Origin of the sequence: [Clostridium] aminophilum DSM 10710 (assembly GCF_000711825.1) — a bacterium.
Taxonomy (GTDB): domain Bacteria; phylum Bacillota; class Clostridia; order Lachnospirales; family Lachnospiraceae; genus Clostridium_R; species Clostridium_R aminophilum.
On the sequence record NZ_JONJ01000008.1, the window covers coordinates 24,458 to 50,033 of the forward strand.

A 25,576-nucleotide genomic window follows, 5' to 3' on the forward strand; every position below is an offset into this window, starting at 1 on the left:
AACAACAGATAAAAGCATAAAAATAAGAATATAACGTACAGAGGATTGTGCGGGATGCGTCGAAAAACGACGTATTCCGCACAATTTTGTCGTAATAAGAAAAAAGCGCAGAAGAACCGCTGCCGGAAGACGGAGAAAGCAAGGATATACGTGGATATACAGGGATTGTCACGCATTCCGATAAACTGGGAGGACAGACAGGAATTATTATGATAATTATGATAAAAAAACGGAATATACAGTTGAAAACGGTTTCGCCGGGAATATAATTAAGGTAATAACAGGCAATCGCCGACCCGGGGGTGCAGGGTCGACAGGGCGAATACTACAGGAGGGGAATAGTATGATAAGCTTTGTTATTTGTTTATGTTTACTTATTGGCGGATACTTCACCTACGGCAAACTTGTCGATAACACCTTCGGACCGGATGATCGTGAGACACCGGCCGTTGCAATCAATGACGGTGTTGACTACGTTGTAATGCCGCAGTGGAAGCTTTTCCTGGTTCAGCTGCTTAACATTGCCGGCCTCGGCCCGATCTTCGGCGCACTTCAGGGTGCACTTTGGGGCCCGATCGTATTTCTCTGGATCACCTTTGGTACGATCTTTGCCGGTGCCGTTCACGATTATTTCTCCGGTATGCTCAGTGAGAGAAATAACGGCGCATCCATCGCCGAAGTTACCGGTAAATATCTCGGCGACAGGATGAAGGCAGTCATGAGAGTATTCTCCGTTGTTCTTCTGGTCATGGTAGGTACGGTATTTGCAGTAGGACCGGCAGGACTTCTGGTTAAGCTTCTCGGCGAAAAGGGTGTGACAGGACCGTTTGCGAATACCGCGGTATGGCTTGCCATCATTCTTGCGTACTATTTCATCGCAACCTTTATCTCCATTGATAAGATCATCGGTAAGATTTATCCGCTGTTCGGTATCTGCCTGATCGTGATGGCAGTCGGCGTTGCAATCGGAATGCCGATGAACGGATTCCACACACCGGAGATCTGGACAAACTTCTACAGCATGCATCCGGCAGGCACACCGGTATGGTCCTTCATGTTCATTACCGTAGCCTGCGGCGCAATCTCCGGCTTCCATTCCACACAGTCTCCGCTGATGGCAAGATGCCTGAAGTCAGAGAGACAGGGTCATTTTGTATTCTACGGTGCCATGGTGGCAGAGGGTGTCATCGCACTTGTATGGGCGGCGGCAGGATGTTCGATCTATGCGGTCACCGATGGACTGAATACCGGACTTTCCGAAGCTCTCGGCGCAGGACAGTCTGCAGCAATCTATGATGTCTGCGTAAAGACCATGGGCTCTCTCGGTGTTATCCTTGCCATGCTCGGCGTTATCGCATGTCCGATTACTTCCGGTGATACCGCATTCCGTTCCGCAAGACTGACTCTTGCCGACTGGATGGGCCTGGATCAGGGTTCCTATGTCAACCGACTGAAGCTCTGCGTTCCGCTGCTCGGCTGCGGCGCATTCCTCGGATTCGGAAACTCCTTCGGACTCTTCTCTTACCAGGTTATCTGGAGATATTTCTCCTGGACCAACCAGACACTGGCCATGCTTGTTCTCTGGTCTGCATCCATGTATCTGGCTTCCGAGAAGAAGAATTTCTGGATCACTGCGGTTCCGGCAACCTTTATGTCCGCAGTATCCGCAACATACTTCAGCATGGCTCCGGAGTGCCTTGGCCTGATTCCGTTCTTTAAGAACAATGCGTCCTTTGCATATCCGTTCGGAATTGTGGTTGCTGCCGTATTCCTGGGACTGTTCATGAAGGCGTCTGCAAAGCACAGACAGTTCGGAGGAACGAAAACTGCCGCATGATCACTGCGCAGGATTCGCCATCTCGCACCGGATGACGGTTAAAATCCGATCACAGAAAGCTACAGTTTTACAAACAAACATCGTTCTCTGACAGAGAACCGACAGGGCGGACGGAGTTTTCTTCATCCGCCCTTGACATACACGGGCAACGGGCCGAAGCTCATGTGCGCACGGGCTTTGGCGGCTGCCGTGATACTGTGTGTCATCCGCAGGGCGGATTCACAGCGTTTGCGCGGGCGAAAACCGAAAAATGTGTTTCGTGTGTTTTGCCCCGCCGTGTCATGGGATTGCCTCCGGCTTTTCCGGAGATGAAGATACGGAAGAAGCCGGAAAAAACAGATGGTTTCAGGGGGAGTGAATATGATTTTAAAACCGGTATGTATCGGCACATCACAACTGAGGGATGACATTCTGAAGGAAGATGCCCGCAAATGCCTTCGGATCGGTCCGTGCGGACTCGGGGAGAAGGCACTTTATATCGGCAGTCTCTTTCTGGAACGCCGGTGCTACATCCGATACAGAGACATCAGCCGCTGCTTTAAACGTGTCGCCATGAGTAAGGGAGGCTTTACCGGAAAGGGAGTGTTTGGGTCCATCGCTTATCTTGTGGTTCAGACCCGTTCGGGGGAAGAGCATCAGTGCAGTTTTAAATTTGAGGACGAAGTCGATCTGTTTCTCGCGCAGCTGAAGACCTCGCATCCGGATATCCGCCTTCACAGCGAAGAAGCGGAGCGGAAACTGAGAGAGGCGGAGGCGAAGGAACGCGCCAGATATCTGGACAAACTCTCTCCGGAACAGAACGCGGCAGTGCGGGATCTCACCGCCGCCGAACACGCGCTCCGCAGACACCCGGTCCAGTATACACAGCTGGCACATGCCGCGAAACAGAAACGCATCATTGACCATATCAGTCCGACCTATCGCCTGGCTGCCATGGTCGTGTTCGGACTCGCCGCCGCTGCGGCCCTGTTCGGCGTATATTCCATCGTTCATGGAATGGGCGGAGCCGTTTATTTCGTGCTTTTTGGCATTGCGACGATCTTTGCGGTGATTTCTTCGAGAATTCTGCCGACCGGCCGCAATAACAGGAAGGCGGCACAGGAAGACTGGGAGTCGGCACTTCAGGCGATGGCTAAGATCGTGGATGAGGAGTCGGACGGCCGGGATACATTTCCGGTTCCGGCGCAGTACGCGCATCCGGTTGTCTTAGAGCGCATGATCCGTGTGGTCCGCGAGGGAAGAGCATCCTCGGCGGCAGAGGCATTGGCGGTGGAGAAGGAAGATCTTCGAAAGCTGAATTATACCGTGGAAGTGTCCCAGAAAGAGCACGATGAAGTGGTCATGGTGAAGCCGATGTTCCTTGTGATGAACTACGAGTGAGGCTGAACGGCGGAGCGGTGAACTGCCGGATGAAAGTTTCCCGGAGAAAGTTCCGGATCCGATTCGGTTCAGGAGGCGGAAGGGACGGACGAGACGGGAATTGAAAAGATTTACGGATGAGAGAGCCGGACGGGGGATTGGATTCTGACCTGTCCGGCTTGATTCTGTTTCAAGGGTTTTCACGGTCTTTCGGCGGTTTTTTGACTGTTTTTTAACGGTGTGATATGCTATACTGTCGAGGTTAATGTGGCAAACTATGTTCGGAGGGTAACATGTCACCGGAGAACGCAATCGAAGTAAAGAACGTTGTTAAAATATACAAGCTCTATAACAAGCCGATCGATCGTCTGAAGGAGTCGATGAATCCGACTCACAAGAGCTATCACAAAGATTTCTATGCGCTGAACGATATTTCCTTTGAGGTAAAAAAGGGAGAGACCGTCGGCATTATCGGAACCAACGGATCGGGAAAATCCACGATTCTGAAGATCATTACCGGAGTGCTCACCCCGACATCCGGAACGGCGCAGGTAAACGGAAAGATTTCCGCGCTTCTGGAACTCGGAGCGGGATTCAATCAGGATTATACCGGGATTGAGAATATCTACATGAACGGCACGATGATGGGATACACCAAAAAAGAGATGGATGAAAAACTCCAGGATATCCTTGATTTTGCCGAGATCGGCGATTTCGTCTATCAGCCGGTCAAGACCTATTCCAGCGGTATGTTCGTCCGGCTGGCATTTGCGCTCGCCATCAATGTCGATCCGGAGATTCTGATCGTCGACGAGGCGCTGTCGGTCGGAGACGTCTTCTTCCAGGCAAAATGCTACCGCCGTATGGAGGAGATCCGCAAGAACGGTACCACCATCGTGATGGTTACGCATGATATGGGTTCGATCATCAAATACTGCGACAAGGTTGTCGTGCTGAACAAGGGCGACTTCGTCGCACAGGGAAGCGCCGGGAAAATGGTGGATCTGTACAAAAAGATTCTTGCCGGCCAGATGGATCAGCTGAGAGAAGAGCTGGAGATGAACGACTATTCCGGAGAGAAGGAAGTCGTTGCCGAGAAGTCCGGAGCACTCGCCCACGGAGAGGGTGCCGCTGGCGGCGCGAACAAAAAGATGCTGGACCAGATGGTGATCAACGGAAACCGCGAAGAGTACGGAGACGGCCGCGCCGAGTTCATTGACCTCGGTCTTCTCGATCAGAGAGGCAATGTCACGAACCTTCTCCTGAAGGGGGAAACGTTCACCATCCGTGAGATTATCAAGTTCCATGCGGATATTGCCGCACCGATCTTTACCTATACGATCAAGGACAAGAAGGGCACGGATCTGACCGGAACCAATACCATGTACGAGGGGACGGATATCAAGCCGGTGAAGAAGGGTGATGTCTACGTCGTGGAATTCCGCCAGAAGATGAATCTTCAGGGCGGTGAGTACCTCCTCTCCATGAGCTGCACCGGATTCGAGCAGGGAGAGCATGTGGTCTATCACCGGCTGTATGACGTGATCAGCATGACGGTCATTTCCAATAAGAACACGGTCGGTCTGTATGACATGGATTCTCAGACCGCGGCCACGAAGACCACGGAAGATCATCTGCAGGAAGCGATTGCGGAACTGGGGAAGGAATAAGGAAAACAACATGAACGGAACGAAGATCAGGGACTTCGGGGAGGAAGTCCTGGCGATTCTTAAGAGATATCACGGCGATACGGAACGGATTCTGCGGGAGAACCGGAATCTGGCTTATCTCCGCGCATTTGCGCCGCTGAGAGAAAATCTTCTGGAGTGGATTGACGTGCGGGAGGGCGCGGAAATTCTGCAGCTCGGCGCGGATTATGGCGCTGTGACGGGACTTCTGGCAAAGAAGGCGGGGCATCTGACCGTGCTTTCTGCGGAGAACGCGTCCCGGAAAGCGGCAGAGTTTCGATACGGTGAGCTGGATCATGTCACCTTTACCGATCGGATCGAAGAGGGCGCGGTCTATGACTGCGTTGTCGCGCTGGGACCGGAGGCATTCGATGCGCTTGCCGGGATGAAAGACAGCCGGAATGAGAACAGCGGGGATGAGAACAGCCGGAACGGGAACAACCGGAACGGGAACAGCGGGGATGAGAACCGTCGGAACGGAAACCACCGGGAGGAAGATGCGGTACGGAAAACGGACGCAAGGGCACTGCTGGAGCAGGCGAAGCGTCTGGTGAAAGACGGCGGCCTTCTGATTGCGGCGGCAGAGAATACGTACGGCTTAAAGGTTCTGGCCGGAGCAGAGAGAGAAAATATCTCCTTCACAAAGGAACAGATGACAGCGACTCTTCCAGATGCGGCCTTCTATTATCCGATGCCGGACTGGCGCTTTGCCGTGGAAATCTTCTCCGACCGCTATCTGCCGAAGCAGGGCGATCTTGCCGGGACGCGGATGATCTATGATTATCCGGAGTATCTTCCGATGAATGTCGGCGCGGAGTTTGAGAAGACCGTGGAAGACGGCAAATTCCCGGATTTTGCCAATTCCTATCTCGCCGTGTGGCAGAAGACGCGGGCCGGTGAATCTCCGGTGAATGCCGCGTCGGACCGTGAGCTTCCGGCCTATATCAAGTATAACAGTACCCGTGAGGCGGCATATCAGATCAAGACAGAGATCTATGAGCGCCCGGAGCGGAATGTCGTAAAGACCGCCCTCTGCCCGGAGGGAAGAGATCACATCACATCGTTTGCGGAGAAATACCGCCTGCTCTCGGAGCAGAATGCGGAGCTTCACTATGCGAAGCCGGAAATCATTGCGGATGGCATGAGTGCCCGCTTCCCGTATTTGGAAGGAGAGACTCTCTCGGAGATCATCACAGAGAAAATCGGAAATGCGCTCGGTGAGGGAAATGCCGACGGAGCGGATGCGCAGGGCGATCTCTCCGCAGTGTTCGACATCATCCGGTCCTATGCGGCGGACATCTTCCGCGTGGCACCGGAGAAGACAGGACCGTTCCGGCTGACCGATTCGTTTCTGAACGTGTTCGGCGCTTCCGGAGAGCTGTTTGATCCGTTTGAGCGCACCAATGCGGAAGGAAAAGAGAATCCGCACCGCACGCGGGAGGAACTGGAGGCACTGCTGGCAGATGAATCGTGGGCGGCGTCCAATATCGATGCGCTCTTTGCGAATATGATCCGCACAAAGGACGGCATGTACGCGCTGGACTATGAGTGGGTGTTCCTTTTCCCGGTTCCGGCCGGATTTGTGAAATACCGCATTTTATCCTACTGTAAGCAGATGCTGCAGGGCTTTTTCAGCGGCATGACCGAGGAAGAATTTCTGGGACATTTTCCGGAGTTTGTCCGCACTGAACCGGAACTGCTGGATCTCTACCGGAAGATGGAGCGCGGCTTCCAGGCGCACGTTCACAGCGCAGATCAGTACGACCTGCAGGAAAAATACATTGTTCCGACCCGGACCATCCGCGATCTGGCGCAGGTCCATCATGAGCGCGACGAGCTGAAAGAGCGGGTGGAGCAGCTGAAGGCGGAGCTTTCCGCCAAGGACACGGAGCTGAAGAAGGTCCGCGAGGTGCAGAGACTCACCAACAACCATGTGACGAATCTGACCGCCATCATCGATGCGCTCCGCCATGAAAACGGGGAGATGGCGAAGACGCTGACATATCTGAACCGCCACGAAGCGCTGATCTTCAAGGGGAAGAGAAAACTCGGAAAAGCGTTCAACCGCCTGTATCCCCAGGGATCGGCAGGCAGAAAGCGCCTCGGCTACATCAAGCGCGGAATTCTGAATCCGGCGGAGGGAATCCGTCTTCTCACAACGGAAGAGGGTAAAAACCTCGTCAAAGGAGATTTTGAGATCGGCGCGGAGTACCGCACATACGGAAAGATCCGGCTGCCGTATTATGAGAATCCGACGGTTTCCATCGTGATTCCGGTATACAATCAGATCCATTACACCTACCTCTGTCTGCAGTCCATTCTGGAACATACTACGGATGTGACGTATGAGGTGATCATCGCGGACGACGTGTCGAAGGATGCGACGGAGCATCTTACGGAGTTTGTGGACAATGTGGTGATCTGCCGGAATGCCACGAACCAGGGATTCCTTCGCAACTGCAACAATGCGGCGAAGTCAGCCCGCGGAAAATATGTGATGTTCCTGAACAACGACACCCAGGTGACGGAGGGATGGCTTTCGAGTCTTGTGCATCTCATCGAGTCGGATGACAGCATCGGCATGGTGGGTTCAAAACTCGTCTATCCGGACGGCCGGCTGCAGGAAGCCGGCGGCATCATCTGGAGCGACGGTTCCGGCTGGAACTACGGCCGTCTCGATAATCCGGATAAGCCCGAGTACAATTACGTCAAGGACGTTGACTATATCTCCGGCGCGGCTATTCTTCTCTCAACCGCGCTCTGGAAGGAAATCGGCGGTTTTGACGACCGGTTTGCGCCGGCGTACTGTGAGGATTCCGATCTGGCGTTTGAGGTCAGACGTCATGGAAAACGGGTGGTCTATCAGCCGCTTTCCAAGGTCATTCACTTTGAGGGCGTATCGAACGGAACCGATGTCAACGGTACGGGACTCAAGCGCTATCAGGTGGAGAACAGCCGGAAACTGAAAGAAAAGTGGAAGGATGTCTTCGCGCATCAGTGTGAAAACACCGGGAATCCGGATCCGTTCCGCGCGCGTGAGCGCAGCATGGGCAAGCCGATGATCCTTGTGGTTGACCACTATGTGCCGACCTATGACCGTGACGCCGGTTCGAAGACGACGTTCCAGTATTTAAAAATGTTCCTTCAGGAAGGCTATCAGGTAAAATTCCTGGGCGACAACTTCCTGCACGAGGAGCCGTACACGACCGCGCTTGAGCAGATGGGAATCGAGGTGCTCTACGGAGCGGAGTATGAGACCGGTATCTGGGACTGGCTGGAGAAACACCAGAACGACATTGCGGTCGCGTATCTCAACCGTCCGCACATCGCGACAAAATATGTGGACTTTATCGCGGAACACACGAACATTTCCATGATCTTCTACGGGCATGACCTTCATTTTATGCGTCTCTACCGGGAGTATGAGCTCTCGGGTGACGTGAAGAAGAGAACGGAGTCCGAATACTGGAAATCGGTGGAATTTACGCTGATGCACAAGGTTGCGATCAGCTATTATCCGTCGCAGGTCGAGATCGACGCGATCCATGCGCAGGATCCGGAGATTCCGGCGAGGGCGATCACCGCGTATGTCTATGACGAATTCAAGGAGAAACTGAACCTCGACTTCGAAAAGAGGGAAGGTCTCCTGTTTGTCGGAGGCTTTGCGCATCCGCCGAATGCCGATGCGGTTCTGTGGTTTATGGACCATGTATGGCCGGAGATTCACGAGGCGCTTCCGGAGGTGAAATTCCATATTGTCGGCTCCAAGGCGACCGATGAGATCAAGGCACTTCATGATCCGGAGAACGGCGTCATAGTCGAGGGATTTGTCTCGGAGGAACGTCTCGGGGAACTCTATGAGACCACCCGGATTGATGTGGTTCCGCTCCGGTACGGTGCGGGCGTCAAGGGCAAGGTGGTTGAGGCACTCTATAACGGTATGCCGATCATCACGACATCGGTCGGCGCGGAGGGAATTCCGGAGGTGGAGACGGTTCTCCGCGTGGAAGACGATCCGGCGGCATTTGCGGACGCGGTCGTAAAACTCTATCAGGATCCGGAGGCTCTTGCACGCATGGCGCAGGGCACACAGGACTATGTGAAGAAGAATTTCTCCACGGAGGCGGCCTGGAGCGTGATCGAGGAAGATTTTCGCATCGCCGGCGCAAAAACGCCGAAAGCGTGACATTCACCGGATAGATGAACACAGATGCGTACGAGCGCAACGTCTGAGAGATCCCCTCAGGAATGATGGGATGGAGAAGCCGAAGCCCGGCGTGCGGGATGCGCCGGGGAATTTTGAAGATAAAGCAGGAAGAGGCATAATTACATGAAAGCAATTCTGTTGGCCGGCGGACTCGGCACGAGACTCCGCAGCGTTGTGGCGGACCGGCCGAAGCCGATGGCGGACGTGAACGGAAAGCCGTTCGCGGAGTACCTTGTGCATGCGCTGGCGTCACAGGGAATCCGGGAGATCACCTTTGCGGTCGGTTATCTCGGGGAGATGATTGAGGAGTATTTCGGCGACGGCTCGAAATTCGGCGTGAAAGCGCGGTATGCGTACGAGAAAGAACTTCTCGGAACGGCCGGCGCGATCAAAAATGCGGCCAAGGCGATGGATCCGGATTTTGACCGGGTTCTCGTTCTGAATGCGGATACCTTCTATGCGATGGATTATTCCCGGTGTTTTGCCTGCGCGGAAGAGCAGGATCTGGATATGGCACTGGTTCTGCGCGAGGTGCCGGATATCCGCCGCTACGGCGAGGCGGTGCTGACGGACGGAATTCTTACCGGGTTCAATGAAAAGAGCGGCGAGGAGCGGCGCGGTACCATCAACGGCGGCGTCTACTGCATTACGAAGGAGCGGATCGACGCCATTCCGGATGGAAAGGTCTCTCTGGAGAATGAGATGATTCCGCTCTGGATGAAGGAAGGCCGGAAACTCGGCGGATACGTGGAAAAAGGGTATTTCATCGACATCGGCGTTCCGGAGGACTATGCGCGTTTCGGACGCGATGCGGCAGACGGAAAAGTGATATGGTGAGCCGGATTTTCGGCACAGGAAGGACGACTCTTGGACAAAATGCAGCACGGCGCGGGCGTGATCTTTCTGGATCGCGACGGAACGCTGAATGAAGAGGTGAATTACCTCCACAGACCGGAAGATCTCCGGATCATTCCGGGGACGGAACAGGCGCTCCGGCGTCTGAAGGAAGCAGGCTTCCTCCTCGTGGCGGTGACCAATCAGGCCGGCGTCGGAAGAGGATATTATCCGGAAGCCGATGTGTCGGCGTTTCACCGGTATTTTAACGGGATTCTCGAAAAAGAAGGCGCGGCGATCGACGCGTTTTACTACTGCCCGCATCACCCGGAGCACGGGATCGGGGCGTATCGGAAGGACTGCCATTGCCGCAAGCCCGAAACCGGTATGTTTGAGCAGGCGGAGTACGATCTTGCAATGGGACGCTGGCCGGTGCGCGGCGGGGCGGACGGAATCTCATTTGACCCGTATGCGGTTCCGGTTACCATCACGGCGGAGGAGTATGCGGAATACCGCAGACGGATGCCGGCGATTGATAAGACGGGATCGTTTATGATCGGCGACAAGCTGATCGACACGGAGGCCGGACACCGCTTCGGCGTCCGCTCGGTTCTGGTCGGAACCGGCTATGGAGCGGAACTCCGGGCAAAGGATGCGGAAACGGAAGGGCTGTGCCCGGACGGCACGCCAAAGAGCGGGAAATACGATTATTACGCGGAGAATCTGATGGAAGCCGCGGACTGGATTCTGACCCGGGCGGGAAGCTGACCCGGGCGGGGTTCAGTCACGGCGGGGCACTGACCAGGGGGGACTGCCCCGGACGGGATTCTGATACGGCTGGATTCTGCCCCGGCGGGATGCGGACTCTGACGGAACGACACATTCCGCAAAGATGACCACCGGCAAAAGACCTATACGACGGCAATCACACAGAAGGGAGCTATGATGGAAAAGCAAAAACTGACGGGAGCAGTGCTGTTTCTGACCGCATTTCTCGGAATTGCGCTCCCTTCATTTGCGCTCTACGGGCCGGACGGCATTGCGGCAGCGGTGATCCGCACGCCGGCTGTCTTCTCGGAGATCGGTCAGCTCCTCGTTCTCGCCGCAGCGTACACGCTGGCGGCGGTACGGTTCCGGGAGAAGAGGAAATTCCTGCTCGCGGTTGGGGCGATTTCTCTGATCTGGCTCTACCTTCATGTTGTGCTTCTTCCGGTGCTGCTGTCGGGGCTGTATTTTGCGGATATGATCCTGATCGGACGTCTGATCCGGCGGCGGGTCCGGAACGGTTCGGAAGACGCGGGATTCCGGCCGGAACAGGCCGGCGTGGACCTTGTGTTCGGTATTTCGGCGATCATCACGCTGTTCTGCATTCTCTCGGCGGCGAATGTCGCATATCTTCCGGTTCTTCGGGGCGCGGCCGTTGCCCTCGGCGTGTTTGCCGCTTTTTTTCAGCGGAAGGACTTTGCGGCGATGTTCGGAAAAGGGGACTCCGGTCCGGAAAAAAGGGAAATGAAGCACCGCCTTCGCAGGGAATATCTGCCCCGACCGGAATTTCTCTTCTGCCTGTGGATACTCATGCTGCAGGCTGCCCGGATCAATATCGCGCTGGACTATGACACACTCTGGTACGGAATGCGGTCTCAGTACGTGCTTCTCGTGAACGGAAGCATTTATCAGAATCCGGGGCTGGTGGGCATGGTCTATGTCTACTCGAAGGGTTTTGAGACGCTGATGCTTCCGCTCAGCGGTCTTGCCAGTCACAGCTATCATCTGTGCATCAGTCTGTGGTTTCTGGCCGCCGGCCTTCAGGAGACGGTGAGGATCGCAAAAAAGCTTGCCGGCGTCCGTATGGCGGTCGCAGCGGCGCTGTTTACGGCGGCGACGCCGGCGATCACGAATATGAGCCTTGCCGGAAAGCCGGATATCATCACCTGGTATGTACAGCTCCTGATGATCGGGTTCTTCTTCCGGTATCTTTCGAGCGGGTATGAGACGAAGAGAGAAGGGCTGAGTCCGGAACGGAAATATCTGCGCCCGCGGAGAAAACGGATGGATGCGTTCTGGCTTCTGATGACGGGAGCAGCGTTTCTTCTCTCGCTGTCGCTCAAGCCTTCCGCGCTGGTGTTCTCCACCGCGATGATGGGCATGATGGGCGTCTTTCTGATTCTGACCGGGAAAATGGATCTGCGGGCAAAAAAGAGAGAATGGGCGGCCCTCCTTCTTCCGGCGGCGACGCTGATTGGAATCTGGATGCGGACCTGGCTGATCACGGGAATGCCGGTGACCAGTGTGTTCACATCGATTTTTGCAAAACTCGGTTTTGAACTGAAATATCCGTTCAAGGTGACGGCGCTGCCGGAGTCGTATCAGTCAGATCCGGCGTGGATCGTGCTTCTGCGCCGCTTATTTCATATCCTGATCTATCCGCACGGAAAAGACATGAACCACGTGGCGATCGCCTGGGCGACGGCGCTGCCGGTCATGTTCCTTGTGATCATTCTTTTTTCCGGGCTGTTCCGGAAACCGCACCGGAGATTTCCGGGAATGCGGACGAAGCTTCTGCATCGCGCGTATCACGTGATCTTCTGGCCGGTGCTTCTGTGCAGCATGATCAGTCTGTGCATGCTGTACCAGATTGACGGAAATTACTATATGCTGCTCTGCAGCATGATCATTTTCTGGGCCAGCGTCGCCCTCCGCAAGCTGGTCGGCACGGGACTGATCTCGCAGATCCGGATGGCGGTATTTCCCATGCTTCTGTTTGCGGCACTGGTGACCGTGACGACCAACTGGAGTATGCGGGAAGGACTCACACCGGTAAAACTCCTGAACAAGGGACGGGAAAACCAGCTCAGCGAAGAATTTGAACGGATGAAGAGCCGCGGAAGCGAGAACATCTGGTACATCCTGGCGGAGGATCCGTCCGCCCGCTGCATCGCGTTCGGCGAGCATCCGTTTGTGCTTCAGTTCCCGTGTGTGATGCAGGCGTACAAGGATATCACAAAACCGTGGGGGAATGTCGATCTGGTCCTTACCCCGGAGAGTTTTGAAGAATATATGGATTATGCGAAGACCGACTACGTCTTTGCGGAACGGGAATATTTTTCCTCCGATGAGGAGGAATGGAATCTGATGATCCTTCGCGGACTGATCCGGTCCGGATGTCTGGATGATCTGATTTTTGAGAACGGAAACTGCCTGATGAAACGTGTGAAGGAACATGTCTCACCGGAAAAGGCAGAGGCAAATCTTCAGGCCTTTGACGCGAATCTCGTAAAAAAAGCGCCGAAGGAAGACGAAAACAGGAGGAACGAAAGACAATGACAGTGGAAGCATATCTGGATCATTTGATTGAGCGGTATCCGGTGCTGGAAGGGCAGAAGGATCATGTGCGGGGAATGTATGAGATCCTGCGGGATTCCTATCGGAATGGCGGAAAGCTGCTGATCGGCGGCAACGGCGGAAGCGCGTCGGACGCCGAGCACATCACCGGCGAGCTCATGAAAGGATTTGTGAAGAAACGTCCGGTGCCGGATGCGCTCCGGAAGTCGCTCTGCGAAGTCTCACCGGAGATCGGCGAAAAGCTGGCGGACCGGATCCAGATGGGCCTGCCGACCATTGCGCTTGACGGTCACCCGGCGCTCACCACCGCATTTCTGAATGATGTGGACGGCAGTCTCGGGTTTGCGCAGCAGGTCTGCGGATACGGAAAGGCGGGCGATGTCTTTCTCGGAATCTCCACTTCCGGCAACTCCGGCAATGTGATCAGCGCGGCGGTCATGGCAAAGGCGCTGGGCATGAAGGTCATCGGTCTTCTCGGAAGAGACGGCGGGAAAATGCTGCCGCTCTGCGATGAAGCGGTGGTCGTCCCGGAGCAGGAGACCTATAAGATTCAGGAGCTTCACCTTCCGGTGTATCACGCGGTATGCCTGATGCTGGAAGAGGAATTCTTTGAGGCATGAGAGTGCTTCTGGCGGCGGTCAACGCCAAATATATCCATGCCAATCTGGCAGTTTTGTACCTCCGGGAAATGACAGGGGATCTGCCGGTGGAGACGCTGATCGGAGAGTACACGATCAACATGCGGAAGGAAGACATTCTGGAAGATATCTACCGGAAGCGGCCGGACGTCATCTGCTTTTCCTGTTATATCTGGAATCGGAATATGGTTTCCGGTCTGATCCGCGATATCCGGCGGATTCTGCCGGAGGTTCCGGTCTGGGCGGGAGGTCCGGATGTGACCTATGAAGCGGAATCATTTCTAAAACAGTTTCCGGAATGCACCGGCGTGATGGTCGGGGAAGGCGAACGGAGCTTTCACGGACTGATCGCTGCCTGCCTGCGGGGAGAGAAGGATCTGTCCGGAATTCCGGGACTGGTTTTCCGCGATGAGACCGGAAGGATTCACCGGAACGCACCGGCGGTGCCGGTGGCGATGGATGACCTTCCGTTTGTGTACTGCCCGGAACTGAATTACGGCGGGGTACCGCAGGACGCGGAGAAAACGCAGGATGCAGAGAAATCGCAGGACATGGCAGAACCGGATGATTTGAGAAACACTCTGCAGCGGAACGGAGACTGGGCCTTTGAAAACCGGATCATCTATTATGAGACGAGCAGGGGCTGCCCGTTTTCCTGCAGCTACTGCCTCTCCTCCGTGAGCGAGCGGACAAGGTTTCGGAGCCTTTCGAAAGTCCTTCCGGAACTTCAGTTCTTTTTAGACCGGAAAGTGCCGCAGGTCAAATTCGTGGACCGCACGTTCAACTGCAATCATGCGCACGCCATGGCCATCTGGAAGTACATCGCGGAGCATGACAACGGGATAACCAATTTTCATTTTGAGATCGGCGCGGATCTTCTGCGGGAGGATGAGATGGATGTTCTCGCGGGACTCCGGTCGGGAGCGGTTCAGCTGGAGATCGGGGTTCAGTCGGTGAATCCGGATACGATCCGGGCGATCGACCGGGTGATGGATCTTGGGATTCTGCACCGCAATGTGGACCGGATTCACCGGGCGGGCAATATCCACTGCCATCTGGATCTGATCGCGGGGCTTCCGTATGAAGATCTCGCCAGTTTCCGCCATTCGTTTGACGAGATCTTCCGCATGAAGCCGGATCAGCTTCAGCTTGGTTTTCTGAAGCTGCTGAAAGGTTCCGCACTGTGCCGGGACGCGGACAAATACGGCATCGTCTGCAGTCCGGAGGCGCCCTATGAAGTGCTTCGGACCAACTGGCTTTCGTACGAGGACATACTCGAACTGCGCGGCGTAGAGGCGATGACGGAAGTTTATTACAACAGCTTCCAGTTCAGCACGAGCGTGCGTCTTCTGGCGGACGCGAAGGGGAGTCCGTACGACTTCTTCCGTGCGCTCTCGGAATTTTACCGGGAGAATCATCTGACCGGCCGGGCGTTTTCGCGGATCCAGCGGATTGATATTCTGAGAGAATTTGTGAAAAACTGGGATCCGGATAAGAAAGAGCGGTATGATGAGCTCTTTCTTCTGGATCTCTATCTCCGGGAGAACAGCCGCCGCCGCCCGGAATGGGCGGGGGAAGCGCTCTCTGCGGAGGAAAAAGACGGTGTGCGGGCGTTCTTCCGCCGGGAGGCATCGCTTCCGGAAGCGGAGCGCCGCCTCCGAGGTTATGAGGCGTATGATTCCAGACAGATGGAGCATATGACCCATGCGGAGACATTTACGGACCCGTATGTCGTCCGTCTGCTGAATGAGGCGGTGAAAAACGGCGGTTTTTCCCGGAACGTGGATGAAAAAAACGAAAATGTGGATAAAGAGGAAACCCCGGTGGACAGAATCACGGTTCTCTTCGATTATCGGAGACGGGATCCGCTGAACGGAAATGCGGACGTGATCCGGACGGATCTCCGGATGACGCCCGGACCGCGGGGGACAGAGAGCAGAACGGACAGGAGGATGTGAATGGAGATCATTAAGGAGACCTTCGGACTCATGGAAGACGGTCACATGGCGCATTTGTACACCATGAAAAATGATCACGGGATGGAGGTGTCCGTCTCGGATTACGGCGCGGTTCTTGTCCGCGTGATTGTTCCGGACCGGGACGGGAATCCGGTGGACGTCGTGCTCGGATACGATGACGTGGAGGGATATATCCGGAATTCCGGCTCGATAGGCTGTTTTGTCGGGAGGAACGCGAACCGGATCGGCGGCGCAAAGGTGACCATTGACGGGAAGGTATATGAGCTGGAGAAAAATGACGGCGAAAACAATCTTCACAGCGGAAGCCTGCGTGCCGGAACCATGTTCTATCATGCAGAGTATAAGAGCTCGGAGGCACTGGCGGCAGTATCCTTTACCACCCGGATGATCACGATGGAACAGGGGTTTCCGGGAAATCTCGACGTGACGGTGACCTATACCCTCGATCAGGAGAATACGCTGACCATTCATTATGAGGCCGTATCCGATGAGGATACCATCGTGAATTTTACCAATCACAGCTATTTCAATCTCTCCGGTCATAACAGCGGATCGGTGCTGGATCAGGAAGTGCAGATCGTATCGCATTACTACACGCCGACGGGACCGGATATGATCCCCACCGGTGAGATCCGGCGCGTGGCCAACACGCCGATGGATTTCCGGATGCCGAAGCCCATTGGCCGGGATATTGACACTCCGTACGATGCGCTGCGGATCGGCGGAGGATACGATCACAACTATATTCTGGAGACGGAAGCGGGAAATCCGGTTCCGGTGGCGGAGATGTTCAGCCCGAAGACAGGAATCCGGATGACGGTTTCCACGGATCTGCCGGGACTGCAGTTCTACACGGCGAACACGCTGAAAACCAGGCTTCCGGGAAAGAATCTCTCGATTTACCTGCCGCACGCCGGCGCCTGCTTTGAGACACAATACTTCCCGAACGTAGTGAATGAGCCGAAGTTCGCGAAATACCGCAATTCGTATGTGAAGGCGGGGGATGTGGTGACAACGGAGACTTCTTTCCGGTTTGCGGCGGAACAGGAGAATGCGGACGTATGACAAAAAAACAGCTTGCATATCTCATCCCGGTGCTGGCGGGACTGGTATTCTGCTTTTATTACGTCAGAACCGCCTGCCTGGATGTGGCATATACGGACTACGTCCGGCTGATCCTCTCGTATCTGCCGGATGTGATGAACCCGGATAAATTTCTGGTTCCGGACATTCTGACCCGCGTGCCCGTGACATATCTCGCGCGGATCGTCAACGTGAAGTTCTTCGGATACAGCACACTCTTCGACATTTCTCTGGGGGTTCTCTCCCTGGGACTCGGAGGCTTTGCCATGGCCCGCTATATGCAGCGGCAGGGCGGCTTCGCGATGTGGATCCTCTGGGTATTCCTGTCGGTTCTGTATTTCGGGCTGAATCAGTGGGAAATGATCACGAACGGAACCGGCTGGGTCTGCTTTCTTTCCATCTCCGGCTTTATCGGACACTTCGTGCTGATCGACCGGATCGCGGCGTCCCGCGGCGAGGTGAGCGGGAAGGATGTCTTTCTTCTCTGTCTGATCCCCCTCGTGTTGGATACTCTGGTCGCGGGGCCCTACTGCGGCGGATATTCCGTCATTTTAGTCCTGACATATCTCGGGCTGATGTTCCGGGAGATCCGGAAAAAGACCTATGCCAGAGAGACGGGACATACCCGCCGGAACCGTTTTTTTGCGTGGTTTTTGTCGGCGGCGGCGGCGGTGGGAAGCCTTGCGCTCTATCTCTGGAGCAATCATTTCGCGGTGTATGAGCACCGCGGCGCGACGGACCGGGCGCTGCTCGATGTGGCGAAAGAGACGCCGTCGTTCTTTGTGCAGTTTCTGCTGAAGGCATTTGCCTCCGATGTGATCGGCCTGAATCAGGTGACCGGGTTCATGAACCGGAGCGAGAATCACATGCGGATGGTCTATGCTCTGGGCGGGCTGGTGATTCTGGCATATCTGGCTGCAGTCTGGCTGAACTGGAAAATGAAGATCACAGCCGACACCATTTTTCCGCTGATTATGGTGCTGTCCGGAGGCCTCAATCATCTGCTGATCCTCGTGTCCCGCTGGATTTTCATGAATCCGGATTACGGCATGTCCTCCCGGTATGCGCTGCAGTATAAGATGGGCGTCATCGGTATTGTGCTGACTTTCGCGATGGCGGCGCGGATCCGCCGCAGCGGCGTGCACGCGTTTCTTCTGACGATGGCGATCCTCGTCTTTGGTGCCGGAAGTCTCTGGACCACCTATAAGGAGCTGGAGACCGCGCCGTACCGGAAGGCGTATCTGGAACGCGCCCGGAAGGTCGGATTAAATTACCGGAACGAACCCGACGAGGTTCTCGCGGCGCAGTTTCAGCATTCCGGGGCAAAAGTCCGGGAGGCGCTGCGGATTCTGGAGGCAAACCGGCTGAACATTTTCCGTTGAGGAAGATAAGAAAGCACCATCGCCGCCGGACCGGCATTTGCAATAAAGCGCTTGAAGCGGGGCTTCAAACTGCTTATTATTAGATTATCTATGTACTTTTTTCGGAGGAACCAAATGAAAGTTGTTATTCTTGCAGGCGGATTCGGAACGCGAATCAGCGAAGAGAGTTACCTCAAACCAAAACCAATGGTGGAGATCGGCGAGCAGCCGATCCTCTGGCATATCATGAAATATTATTCCCAGTTCGGATACAATGACTTTGTCATCTGTCTGGGTTACAAGCAGTACGTGGTTAAGGAGTATTTCGCAGACTATTTCCTGCATACGTCCGACGTCACCTTTGACCTGGCGAACAATTCCATGGAAGTTCACCGCAAGCATGCGGAGCCGTGGAAGGTGACACTGGTCGACACCGGTCTCAACACCATGACCGGCGGAAGGATCAAGCGCATTCAGGAGTACATCGGCAATGAGCCGTTCCTTCTGACCTACGGCGACGGCGTCAGCAACGTCGATCTGAAGGCGCTCGTGGAGTTCCACAAAAAGCACGGCCGGATCGCAACCATCACCGGCGTGAATATCGGACAGCGTTTCGGCGTCATGGTGGTGAAGGATGACGGTCATATCAGCGAATTCCGCGAGAAGAATGACAACGACGGCAAGATCGTCAACGGCGGATTCATGGTCATGAATCCGGAAGTCTTTGATTACATTGAAGGAGATTCGACTTCCTTCGAGAAGGAGCCGCTGGAGCATCTGGCAAAAGACGGCGAACTGATGGTATTCCAGCACTCCGGTTTCTGGAAATGCATGGATACGCAGCGTGACCACAGACAGCTTCAGGAGATGTGGGACACCGGCAATGCTCCGTGGAAGATCTGGGAGTGAATATGAGCGAATTATTTGATTTTTATAAAGGGAAAAAGGTATTTCTCACCGGACACACCGGATTCAAGGGATCCTGGCTTTCCCGCATTCTGATTCTGGCCGGCGCGGATGTGACCGGATATTCCCTGAATCCGCCGACCGATCCGTCCCTGTTCGCAAAACTCGGACTTGAGAAGGAGATGCACTCGGTGACCGGCGATGTCCGGGATCTGGAGCATCTGATGCGGGAAATGCAGGCGGCGCAGCCGGAGATCGTGTTTCATCTTGCGGCACAGCCAATCGTCCGGGAATCCTATCAGGCGCCGGTATACACCTATGAGACCAATGTGATGGGAACGGTCAATATTCTCGAAAGCATCCGGCAGACACCGTCGGTGCGTTCCTTTGTCAACGTTACCACCGATAAGGTGTATCTGAACCGGGAGTGGGAGTACGGCTACCGCGAAAATGAGCGGCTGGACGGCTATGATCCGTACTCGAACAGCAAGTCCTGTTCCGAGCTGGTGACGGCGTCGTACCGGAGATCATTTTTCAGTGACGGAACCCGTGACCTCACCATTTCCACCTGCCGTGCCGGCAATGTCATCGGCGGCGGAGACTATGCTCCGGACCGCATTATTCCGGACTGCATCCGCGCGGCGGAAAAGAAAGAGGCCATCATTGTCCGCAATCCGTATTCGACAAGGCCCTATCAGCATGTGTTGGAGCCGCTGTTTCTCTATCTTACGGCGGCGATGCGACAGGAGCTAGATCCGTCCCTGGCCGGCTGTTACAATGTCGGACCGGATGACTGCGACTGCGTGACCACCGGCGAGATTGCCGATCTGTTCTGCAAGTACTGGGGCGAGGAGATGCATTGGGAAAACCGCTATGTTGGCGGCCCGCACGAGGCGAACTTCCTCAAACTGGACTGTTCGAAAGCAAAGAAGACCTTTGGATGGAGTCCGAAGACCCACATTGATCAGGCCGTAGCCATGACCGTGGAGTGGGCGAAGGAAGACCGGGCCGGAAGCGATATGCGAGGCGTGACCGACCGTCAGATTCTCGCGTTTTTTGAATAGACAGAAACAGCGCCCGGCGCGTAAGGTCCGCTGGACCGCGATATTGAAAAAGGAGCATATATATGACCGATCAGGAGAGAGCGCGAAAAGAGATTCTGGATCTCGTGCGCGATTATTGCGATAAATACCACAATCAGAAGAAAGATTTTCAGGAAGGTGACCGGATTCCGTATGCGTCCCGCGTCTATGACGGCGATGAGATGGTAAATCTCGTGGACAGCGCGCTGGAGTTCTGGCTGACCAGCGGACACTGGACCGATCAGTTCGAGAAGGGACTCGCGGATCTTCTCGGTGTGCGCTATGCGGCACTTGTGAATTCCGGTTCCTCCGCCAACCTTCTCGCCTTTATGACGCTGACCAGCCCGCTGCTCGGCGACCGCCGTGTCAAGCGCGGAGATGAGGTCATCACCGTCGCTGCCGGCTTCCCGACTACCGTAACCCCGATGATTCAGTACGGCGCGGTGCCGGTATTCGTGGATGTCACCATTCCGCAGTACAACATTGACGTCACCAGACTGGAGGAGGCGCTGTCCGAAAAGACCAAAGCGGTCATGATCGCGCACACTCTCGGCAATCCGTTCGACCTGAAGGCGGTAAAAGATTTCTGTACAAAGCACGGACTGTGGCTGGTTGAGGACAACTGCGACGCGCTGTGCAGCCGCTATGAGATTGACGGCGAGATGAAATACACCGGCACGATTGGCGACATCGGCACATCGAGCTTCTACCCGCCGCACCACATGACCATGGGGGAGGGCGGAGCCGTCTATACGGACAATCCGCTGCTGGCGCGCATCGCGAAATCCTTCCGTGACTGGGGACGGGACTGTGTATGTCCGCCGGGACAGGATGACACCTGCCATCACCGGTTTGACGGACAGTACGGCGAACTGCCGGCCGGATACGATCACAAGTATGTGTACTCTCATTTTGGATACAATCTGAAGGCAACCGATATGCAGGCGGCGGTCGGCTGTGCACAGCTGGAGAAGATGCCGGGTTTTGCGGACCGCAGACGGCACAACCATGCGAGACTCAGAGCCGCTCTGAAGGGCCTGGAGGACTATTACATCCTTCCGGAAGCCTGTGAGCACTCCGATCCGGACTGGTTCGGTTTCCTGATCACATGCCGGGAAGGCGTGGACCGCAACAGGATCGTTCCGTATGTGGAAGCGCACGGCGTTCAGACCAGAATGCTGTTTGCCGGAAATCTCATCAAGCATCCGTGTTTCGACGAGATGAGAAAGAGCGGGGAGGGCTACCGCGTTGTCGGCTCGCTGGAGACGACAGACCGCATCATGCGCGACACCTTCTGGGTCGGCGTATATCCGGGCATGACCGATGAGAAGATTGATTATATGGCTCAGGTTCTGCGGGACGCGGTCAAAGCCTGAATGCCCCAAAAGCCGGAAGGTGACTTTTCAGACCTTTCCAGTTCGGAGGGCCGCTCAGACAGGCAGCCTGAATTGGCTGCCTGAGCCGGAGAGACAAAGTTTGAACGTACATTTTCAAACTTCATTGACGGATCAGATCCGGGTACGGAGAAAACCGGCCTGGGCCTGATCTCGGAGGAGAGAAAAATGCAGCAGAAGTTTGATCTGACGGAGGTGCACGCCGCCAACCTGAAGATGCTGAAGGAGATTGACCGGATCTGCCGGAAATACCGGATCCGGTATTTTCTCGACGCGGGGACGCTTCTCGGCGCGATACGCCATAAGGGGTTTATTCCATGGGACGATGACGTGGATATCGCGATGCCAAGGAGAGATTACGAGCGGTTTCTGCGGATCGCAAAAGATGAACTTCCGGAGGGGATCGACCTCCTCCGGCCCGAGGATTTTCGCGGCGGGACGGCATTCTACGACTTCACTGCGCGCCTCATCTATCAAAACAGCCGCCGTTATCCGGACAATGAAGAAATGCGGTTTTATGAGGGGAAACTCAACCACCTCTGGATCGATATTTTCACGATGGACCGGATTCCGGACAATCCCGTTCTGGACAGGCTGTCCAGACTGTCCCAGAAGATCGTCTACGGTCTTGCGATGGGACACCGCCGGGAGCTGGATTATTCCAAATACTCTGCGGCAGACCGCATAAGAGTAAAGATTCTTGCCGGGATCGGAAAGCGGATCCCGATGAAGATGATCTTTGGACTGCAGAGAAGAGCGGCGTCTTTCTGGAATTTCCGGAAAAAGACAAGACACCTGTACTTTACCAATTACGCGCCGGACTGGATGTACTGCACGGCGGAGAGCTCCTGGTTCCGGGAGTCGGTGGACGTGCCGTTTGAGGACACCGTCCTCTCGGTGGCGGCCGGCTATGAGCCGATGCTCCGGCAGCTGTACGGGGACTACAGGAAACTGCCGCCGGAGGAAAAGCGTGTGCCGGAACATTCCGACTTTACGTTCTGGGAGTAAAATGATGGAGAACAAGACAAAACTGCTGTCGATCGTTGTCTCGGTTTATAACGAAGAGGCGGCACTGGAAGAATTTGCCCGGACAGCGGTGCCGGTCTTTGAGGATCTCGCCTGGGATTATGAGCTGATCTTTGTCAATGACGGAAGCGCCGACCGGTCACCGGAGATCCTGCGCCGGTTTGCCGGCGAAAATCCGAAGATCAAGGTGATCAATTTTTCCCGGAATTTCGGCCATGAGGCGGCGATGATCGCCGGCATTGACATGGCAGACGGCGACGGCATCCTCTGTATGGACGCGGATCTTCAGCACCCGCCGGAGGCGGCGCGGGAGATCATCCGCCGATTTGACGACGGCGTGGAAGTGATCACCATGGTCCGGACGGAAAACCGCTCGGCCGGTTTGATCAAAAATGTCACATCGACGGCATTTTACCGTCTGATCAATCATATATCGGATGTAAAACTGATGGAAAATGCCTCCGATTTCTTCGCGGTCACGCAAAAACCGGCGGAGATTCTCCGGAAGAATTATCGGGAAAAGGTGCGTTTTCTGCGCGGTTATGTGCAGAATATCGGCTTTCGCCGGGAGGTTCTGACATACGAGGCGAAGCCTCGCGTGGCCGGACACAGCAAATACAGTATCCGGCGTTTGTTCCGGTTTTCCATCAACACTATTCTGTGTTTTTCCGATCTGCCGCTCCGTCTCGGCACATACTCCGGCCTGTTTGTGGGCTTTCTGGGACTGATCCTGATGGTCTACACGATCTGGAGTCATGTGGTGAACGGAACGCCGAACGGATACGCAACGATCGTTGTTGCACTCTGTTTCATGTTTGCCATGCTGTTTTTTGTGGTGGGCATCATCGGAGAGTACATCGCGATCCTGTTCAGCGAGCTGAAGGATCGCCCGATCTACATTGTGCATGACACAATGAATATGGACGAGAAAGAGGACAGCTGATTTTGAAGTCAAATCTATTTCACTGGAAACGATATCTGTGGATTCTCTCGGCAGCAGGAATTCTGACAGTGTCAGCGACTCCTGCCGCTGTTTTTGCTGCTCCGGAGACCGGAGCGGCATCCGCGGCAGCGCAAAACGGAAGTGAGGCGCGTTCTTCCTCCGAAACGGCGGAGGCTGCGACGAAGGCGCTGTACGGAACGTCTCCGCAGCAGGCACAGTCGGCCCGGGTTGCCTCGATCGCGGCACAGGCCGCGGCAACGGCGGGAACCGGGGAGGAAGCCTCCGCGGCGGTTGCGTCGATTGCGGCACAGGCGGCGGAGACGGCGGCACTGGAAGTGACAGAGGATTCGCAGGCATGGCCGTCCGACACGGGGATCTTCTCGGAGGCGGGCGTTGTGGTCGATGTGGACTCCGGCTGCGTGCTGTTCGGACAGAACATGCATCAGCAGAAAGCGCCGGCCTCGATCACCAAGATCCTGACGGCACTGGTTGTGCTGGAGCATGTCGATAATCTGGATCAGATGATTCCGTATTCGCATGATGCGATATACAATACGGAAGCCGGCAGCGGCAACAAATACGGACTCGACGAGGGCGATTCCCTCTCGGTGCGTGACGCGCTCTATCTGCTGCTTCTGGCGTCCTCGAATCAGTCGGCGAATGCGCTGGCCGAGTATGTGGGCGGGACCCGCGAGGAATTTGTCCGGATGATGAACGACAAGGTGGCGGAGCTCGGATGCAGTGACAGCCATTTTGCGAACCCGTCGGGATTGAATGACGATACTCAGCTGACCAGCTGCTATGATATGGCACTCATCGGCATGGCGGCGTACCGGAACGAGCGGCTTCTGGAGATCGGAAGCACCCGTTCCCATAAGATCACCACGCCGACGAAAAACAATCCGAACGGAATCAACGTGAAAATGGAGCACAAACTCCTGATCACGGAGGATCCGAACAGTGAGAACTATTATCCTTTCGCGGTGGCCGGAAAGACCGGATACACGTCGATTGCGGGACAGACCCTGGTCACCTATGCCGAGAAAGAGGGCCGCAGACTCATCGCGGTTACAATGAAATCCCGGCAGAAGACCCATTACACCGATACGATCAATCTTCTGGAATTCGGATTCAACCGGTTTGACAACGTTCCGGTTGCGGAGCAGGAGACTGCGATCTCGCAGGCATCCGGCAATGTGACGCTGGGGGACAGCACGTATGATGCGGCGGATCTTTCTGTGGAAGAAGCGGTGATGACGGTTCCGAAGAATCTGAGTGTGACGGACCTTGAACGAACCGTTCTCACGGGAGAGGATATGCCGGCTTCCGCGCCGGACGGCGCGGCGGCTTACATCCGGTACAGTTATCGCGACCGCGTCACCGGCGGTGCCTATGTGACGGCCGAGTCTCTCCGGACAAAGGAGACGGTTTCGGCCGGGACGAAAGGAACACACGGGACAAAAACGGAATCGGGTGAAAACATTTTTCTCAGAGCGGCAAAAGGAATCGGCAGTTTCTTCGCCGGGATCGGGGACGCGGTCCGGAACCTGTCCGTTCCGGGAATTATCGCCATCGCCGCCGTGGCCGGACTTGCGATTCTGACGGTAATTGCTTTTTTTACTTATAGCGCCCAAAAGCGCAGAGAGAATGAAAGGCTTGAACGGCGCCGTGCACGTCTCAGAGAAATGGGCGTCAGTGAGGAAGAGTTTGCGGAAATGGTCGGCCGCCGCCGGAGAAGCCGCGGGGAGAAGAACGCCGTCGGAACCCACGCGGCGGATCGGCAGACAGACACCTTGAAAAGAGAAGCACCGGAAAATCCGGAGGACGGTTTTCTGGATGAAGATTTCGGTATGGACGGAGAACTGATCTCCGGATCGGATCCGGAGAAGAAATAACC

17 protein-coding genes are annotated in these 25,576 nt (G+C 55.3%); all 17 read left to right on the top strand.

The window, feature by feature from the left end; all coding sequences use genetic code 11:
- Window positions 1-343: 343 nt before the first annotated feature.
- The 17 genes from BR86_RS0106715 to BR86_RS0106805 all read left to right on the top strand — a co-directional run bounded on the left by BR86_RS0106715 (window position 344) and on the right by BR86_RS0106805 (window position 25,574).
- A complete protein-coding gene (locus BR86_RS0106715; protein WP_038288123.1) occupies window positions 344-1,837 on the top strand; it encodes a carbon starvation CstA family protein in 1,494 nt (497 codons plus the stop codon).
- Window positions 1,838-2,197: 360 nt separating this feature from the next.
- Window positions 2,198-3,217 (top strand): hypothetical protein, encoded by a 1,020-nt coding sequence (locus BR86_RS0106725; protein ID WP_031472394.1) that lies wholly within the window; start codon window positions 2,198-2,200, stop codon window positions 3,215-3,217.
- 272 nt (window positions 3,218-3,489) lie between these two features.
- On the top strand, window positions 3,490-4,866 hold the full coding sequence (locus BR86_RS0106730) for an ABC transporter ATP-binding protein (protein ID WP_051684647.1): 1,377 nt from the start codon (window positions 3,490-3,492) through the stop codon (window positions 4,864-4,866).
- 961 nt (window positions 4,867-5,827) lie between these two features.
- Entirely contained in the window at window positions 5,828-9,070 is a 3,243-nt protein-coding gene (locus BR86_RS14605; protein ID WP_408644331.1) for a glycosyltransferase, read from the top strand.
- A gap of 144 nt (window positions 9,071-9,214) precedes the next feature.
- Window positions 9,215-9,928, top strand: a complete 714-nt coding sequence (locus tag BR86_RS0106740) for a nucleotidyltransferase family protein (RefSeq protein ID WP_031472400.1) — start codon at window positions 9,215-9,217, stop codon at window positions 9,926-9,928.
- A 39-nt stretch (window positions 9,929-9,967) separates the two neighbouring features.
- Window positions 9,968-10,693, top strand: a complete 726-nt coding sequence (locus tag BR86_RS0106745) for a D-glycero-alpha-D-manno-heptose-1,7-bisphosphate 7-phosphatase (RefSeq protein WP_031472402.1) — start codon at window positions 9,968-9,970, stop codon at window positions 10,691-10,693.
- Window positions 10,694-10,867: 174 nt separating this feature from the next.
- The gene (locus BR86_RS0106750) at window positions 10,868-13,249 is read left to right on the top strand and encodes a hypothetical protein (RefSeq protein WP_051684648.1); all 2,382 of its coding nucleotides are present in this window, start codon (window positions 10,868-10,870) and stop codon (window positions 13,247-13,249) included.
- A complete protein-coding gene (locus BR86_RS0106755; RefSeq protein ID WP_031472406.1) occupies window positions 13,246-13,887 on the top strand; it encodes a D-sedoheptulose-7-phosphate isomerase in 642 nt (213 codons plus the stop codon). Before BR86_RS0106750 ends, BR86_RS0106755 begins: the two co-directional genes overlap by 4 nt.
- Window positions 13,884-15,863 (top strand): B12-binding domain-containing radical SAM protein, encoded by a 1,980-nt coding sequence (locus BR86_RS0106760; protein ID WP_038288126.1) that lies wholly within the window; start codon window positions 13,884-13,886, stop codon window positions 15,861-15,863. The genes BR86_RS0106755 and BR86_RS0106760 overlap by 4 nt, the downstream gene beginning before the upstream one ends.
- Window positions 15,864-16,949, top strand: coding sequence for an aldose epimerase family protein (locus BR86_RS0106765; protein WP_031472410.1), 1,086 nt, complete (start codon window positions 15,864-15,866; stop codon window positions 16,947-16,949).
- Entirely contained in the window at window positions 16,946-18,349 is a 1,404-nt protein-coding gene (locus BR86_RS0106770) for a hypothetical protein (protein ID WP_031472412.1), read from the top strand. The genes BR86_RS0106765 and BR86_RS0106770 overlap by 4 nt, the downstream gene beginning before the upstream one ends.
- A gap of 114 nt (window positions 18,350-18,463) precedes the next feature.
- Window positions 18,464-19,237: a glucose-1-phosphate cytidylyltransferase gene (gene rfbF / locus BR86_RS0106775; protein ID WP_031472414.1), complete on the top strand. Its 774-nt coding sequence runs from the start codon at window positions 18,464-18,466 to the stop codon at window positions 19,235-19,237.
- Window positions 19,234-20,298, top strand: a complete 1,065-nt coding sequence (gene rfbG, locus BR86_RS0106780) for a CDP-glucose 4,6-dehydratase (RefSeq protein ID WP_334291605.1) — start codon at window positions 19,234-19,236, stop codon at window positions 20,296-20,298. Before rfbF ends, rfbG begins: the two co-directional genes overlap by 4 nt.
- Before the next feature lie 62 nt (window positions 20,299-20,360).
- Window positions 20,361-21,692 (top strand): lipopolysaccharide biosynthesis protein RfbH, encoded by a 1,332-nt coding sequence (rfbH, locus tag BR86_RS0106785; RefSeq protein ID WP_031472418.1) that lies wholly within the window; start codon window positions 20,361-20,363, stop codon window positions 21,690-21,692.
- Window positions 21,693-21,878: 186 nt separating this feature from the next.
- Complete coding sequence (locus tag BR86_RS0106790; protein ID WP_031472420.1) at window positions 21,879-22,718, top strand: LicD family protein; 840 nt, start codon at window positions 21,879-21,881, stop codon at window positions 22,716-22,718.
- A 4-nt stretch (window positions 22,719-22,722) separates the two neighbouring features.
- On the top strand, window positions 22,723-23,679 hold the full coding sequence (locus BR86_RS0106795) for a glycosyltransferase family 2 protein (protein ID WP_031472422.1): 957 nt from the start codon (window positions 22,723-22,725) through the stop codon (window positions 23,677-23,679).
- Window positions 23,680-23,681: 2 nt separating this feature from the next.
- On the top strand, window positions 23,682-25,574 hold the full coding sequence (locus tag BR86_RS0106805; protein ID WP_051684649.1) for a D-alanyl-D-alanine carboxypeptidase family protein: 1,893 nt from the start codon (window positions 23,682-23,684) through the stop codon (window positions 25,572-25,574).
- The last annotated feature ends 2 nt before the right edge of the window (window positions 25,575-25,576 follow it).

Bases quoted from the DNA above. Each gene is read 5' to 3' on its own strand.
- BR86_RS0106715 (WP_038288123.1), top strand. From the start codon at position 344: ATGATAAGCTTTGTTATTTGTTTATGTTTACTTATTGGCGGATACTTC.
- BR86_RS0106725 (WP_031472394.1), top strand. From the start codon at position 2,198: ATGATTTTAAAACCGGTATGTATCGGCACATCACAACTGAGGGATGAC.
- BR86_RS0106730 (WP_051684647.1), top strand. From the start codon at position 3,490: ATGTCACCGGAGAACGCAATCGAAGTAAAGAACGTTGTTAAAATATAC.
- BR86_RS0106740 (WP_031472400.1), top strand. From the start codon at position 9,215: ATGAAAGCAATTCTGTTGGCCGGCGGACTCGGCACGAGACTCCGCAGC.
- BR86_RS0106745 (WP_031472402.1), top strand. From the start codon at position 9,968: ATGCAGCACGGCGCGGGCGTGATCTTTCTGGATCGCGACGGAACGCTG.
- BR86_RS0106750 (WP_051684648.1), top strand. From the start codon at position 10,868: ATGATGGAAAAGCAAAAACTGACGGGAGCAGTGCTGTTTCTGACCGCA.
- BR86_RS0106755 (WP_031472406.1), top strand. From the start codon at position 13,246: ATGACAGTGGAAGCATATCTGGATCATTTGATTGAGCGGTATCCGGTG.
- BR86_RS0106760 (WP_038288126.1), top strand. From the start codon at position 13,884: ATGAGAGTGCTTCTGGCGGCGGTCAACGCCAAATATATCCATGCCAAT.
- BR86_RS0106765 (WP_031472410.1), top strand. From the start codon at position 15,864: ATGGAGATCATTAAGGAGACCTTCGGACTCATGGAAGACGGTCACATG.
- BR86_RS0106770 (WP_031472412.1), top strand. From the start codon at position 16,946: ATGACAAAAAAACAGCTTGCATATCTCATCCCGGTGCTGGCGGGACTG.
- rfbF (WP_031472414.1), top strand. From the start codon at position 18,464: ATGAAAGTTGTTATTCTTGCAGGCGGATTCGGAACGCGAATCAGCGAA.
- rfbH (WP_031472418.1), top strand. From the start codon at position 20,361: ATGACCGATCAGGAGAGAGCGCGAAAAGAGATTCTGGATCTCGTGCGC.
- BR86_RS0106790 (WP_031472420.1), top strand. From the start codon at position 21,879: ATGCAGCAGAAGTTTGATCTGACGGAGGTGCACGCCGCCAACCTGAAG.
- BR86_RS0106795 (WP_031472422.1), top strand. From the start codon at position 22,723: ATGGAGAACAAGACAAAACTGCTGTCGATCGTTGTCTCGGTTTATAAC.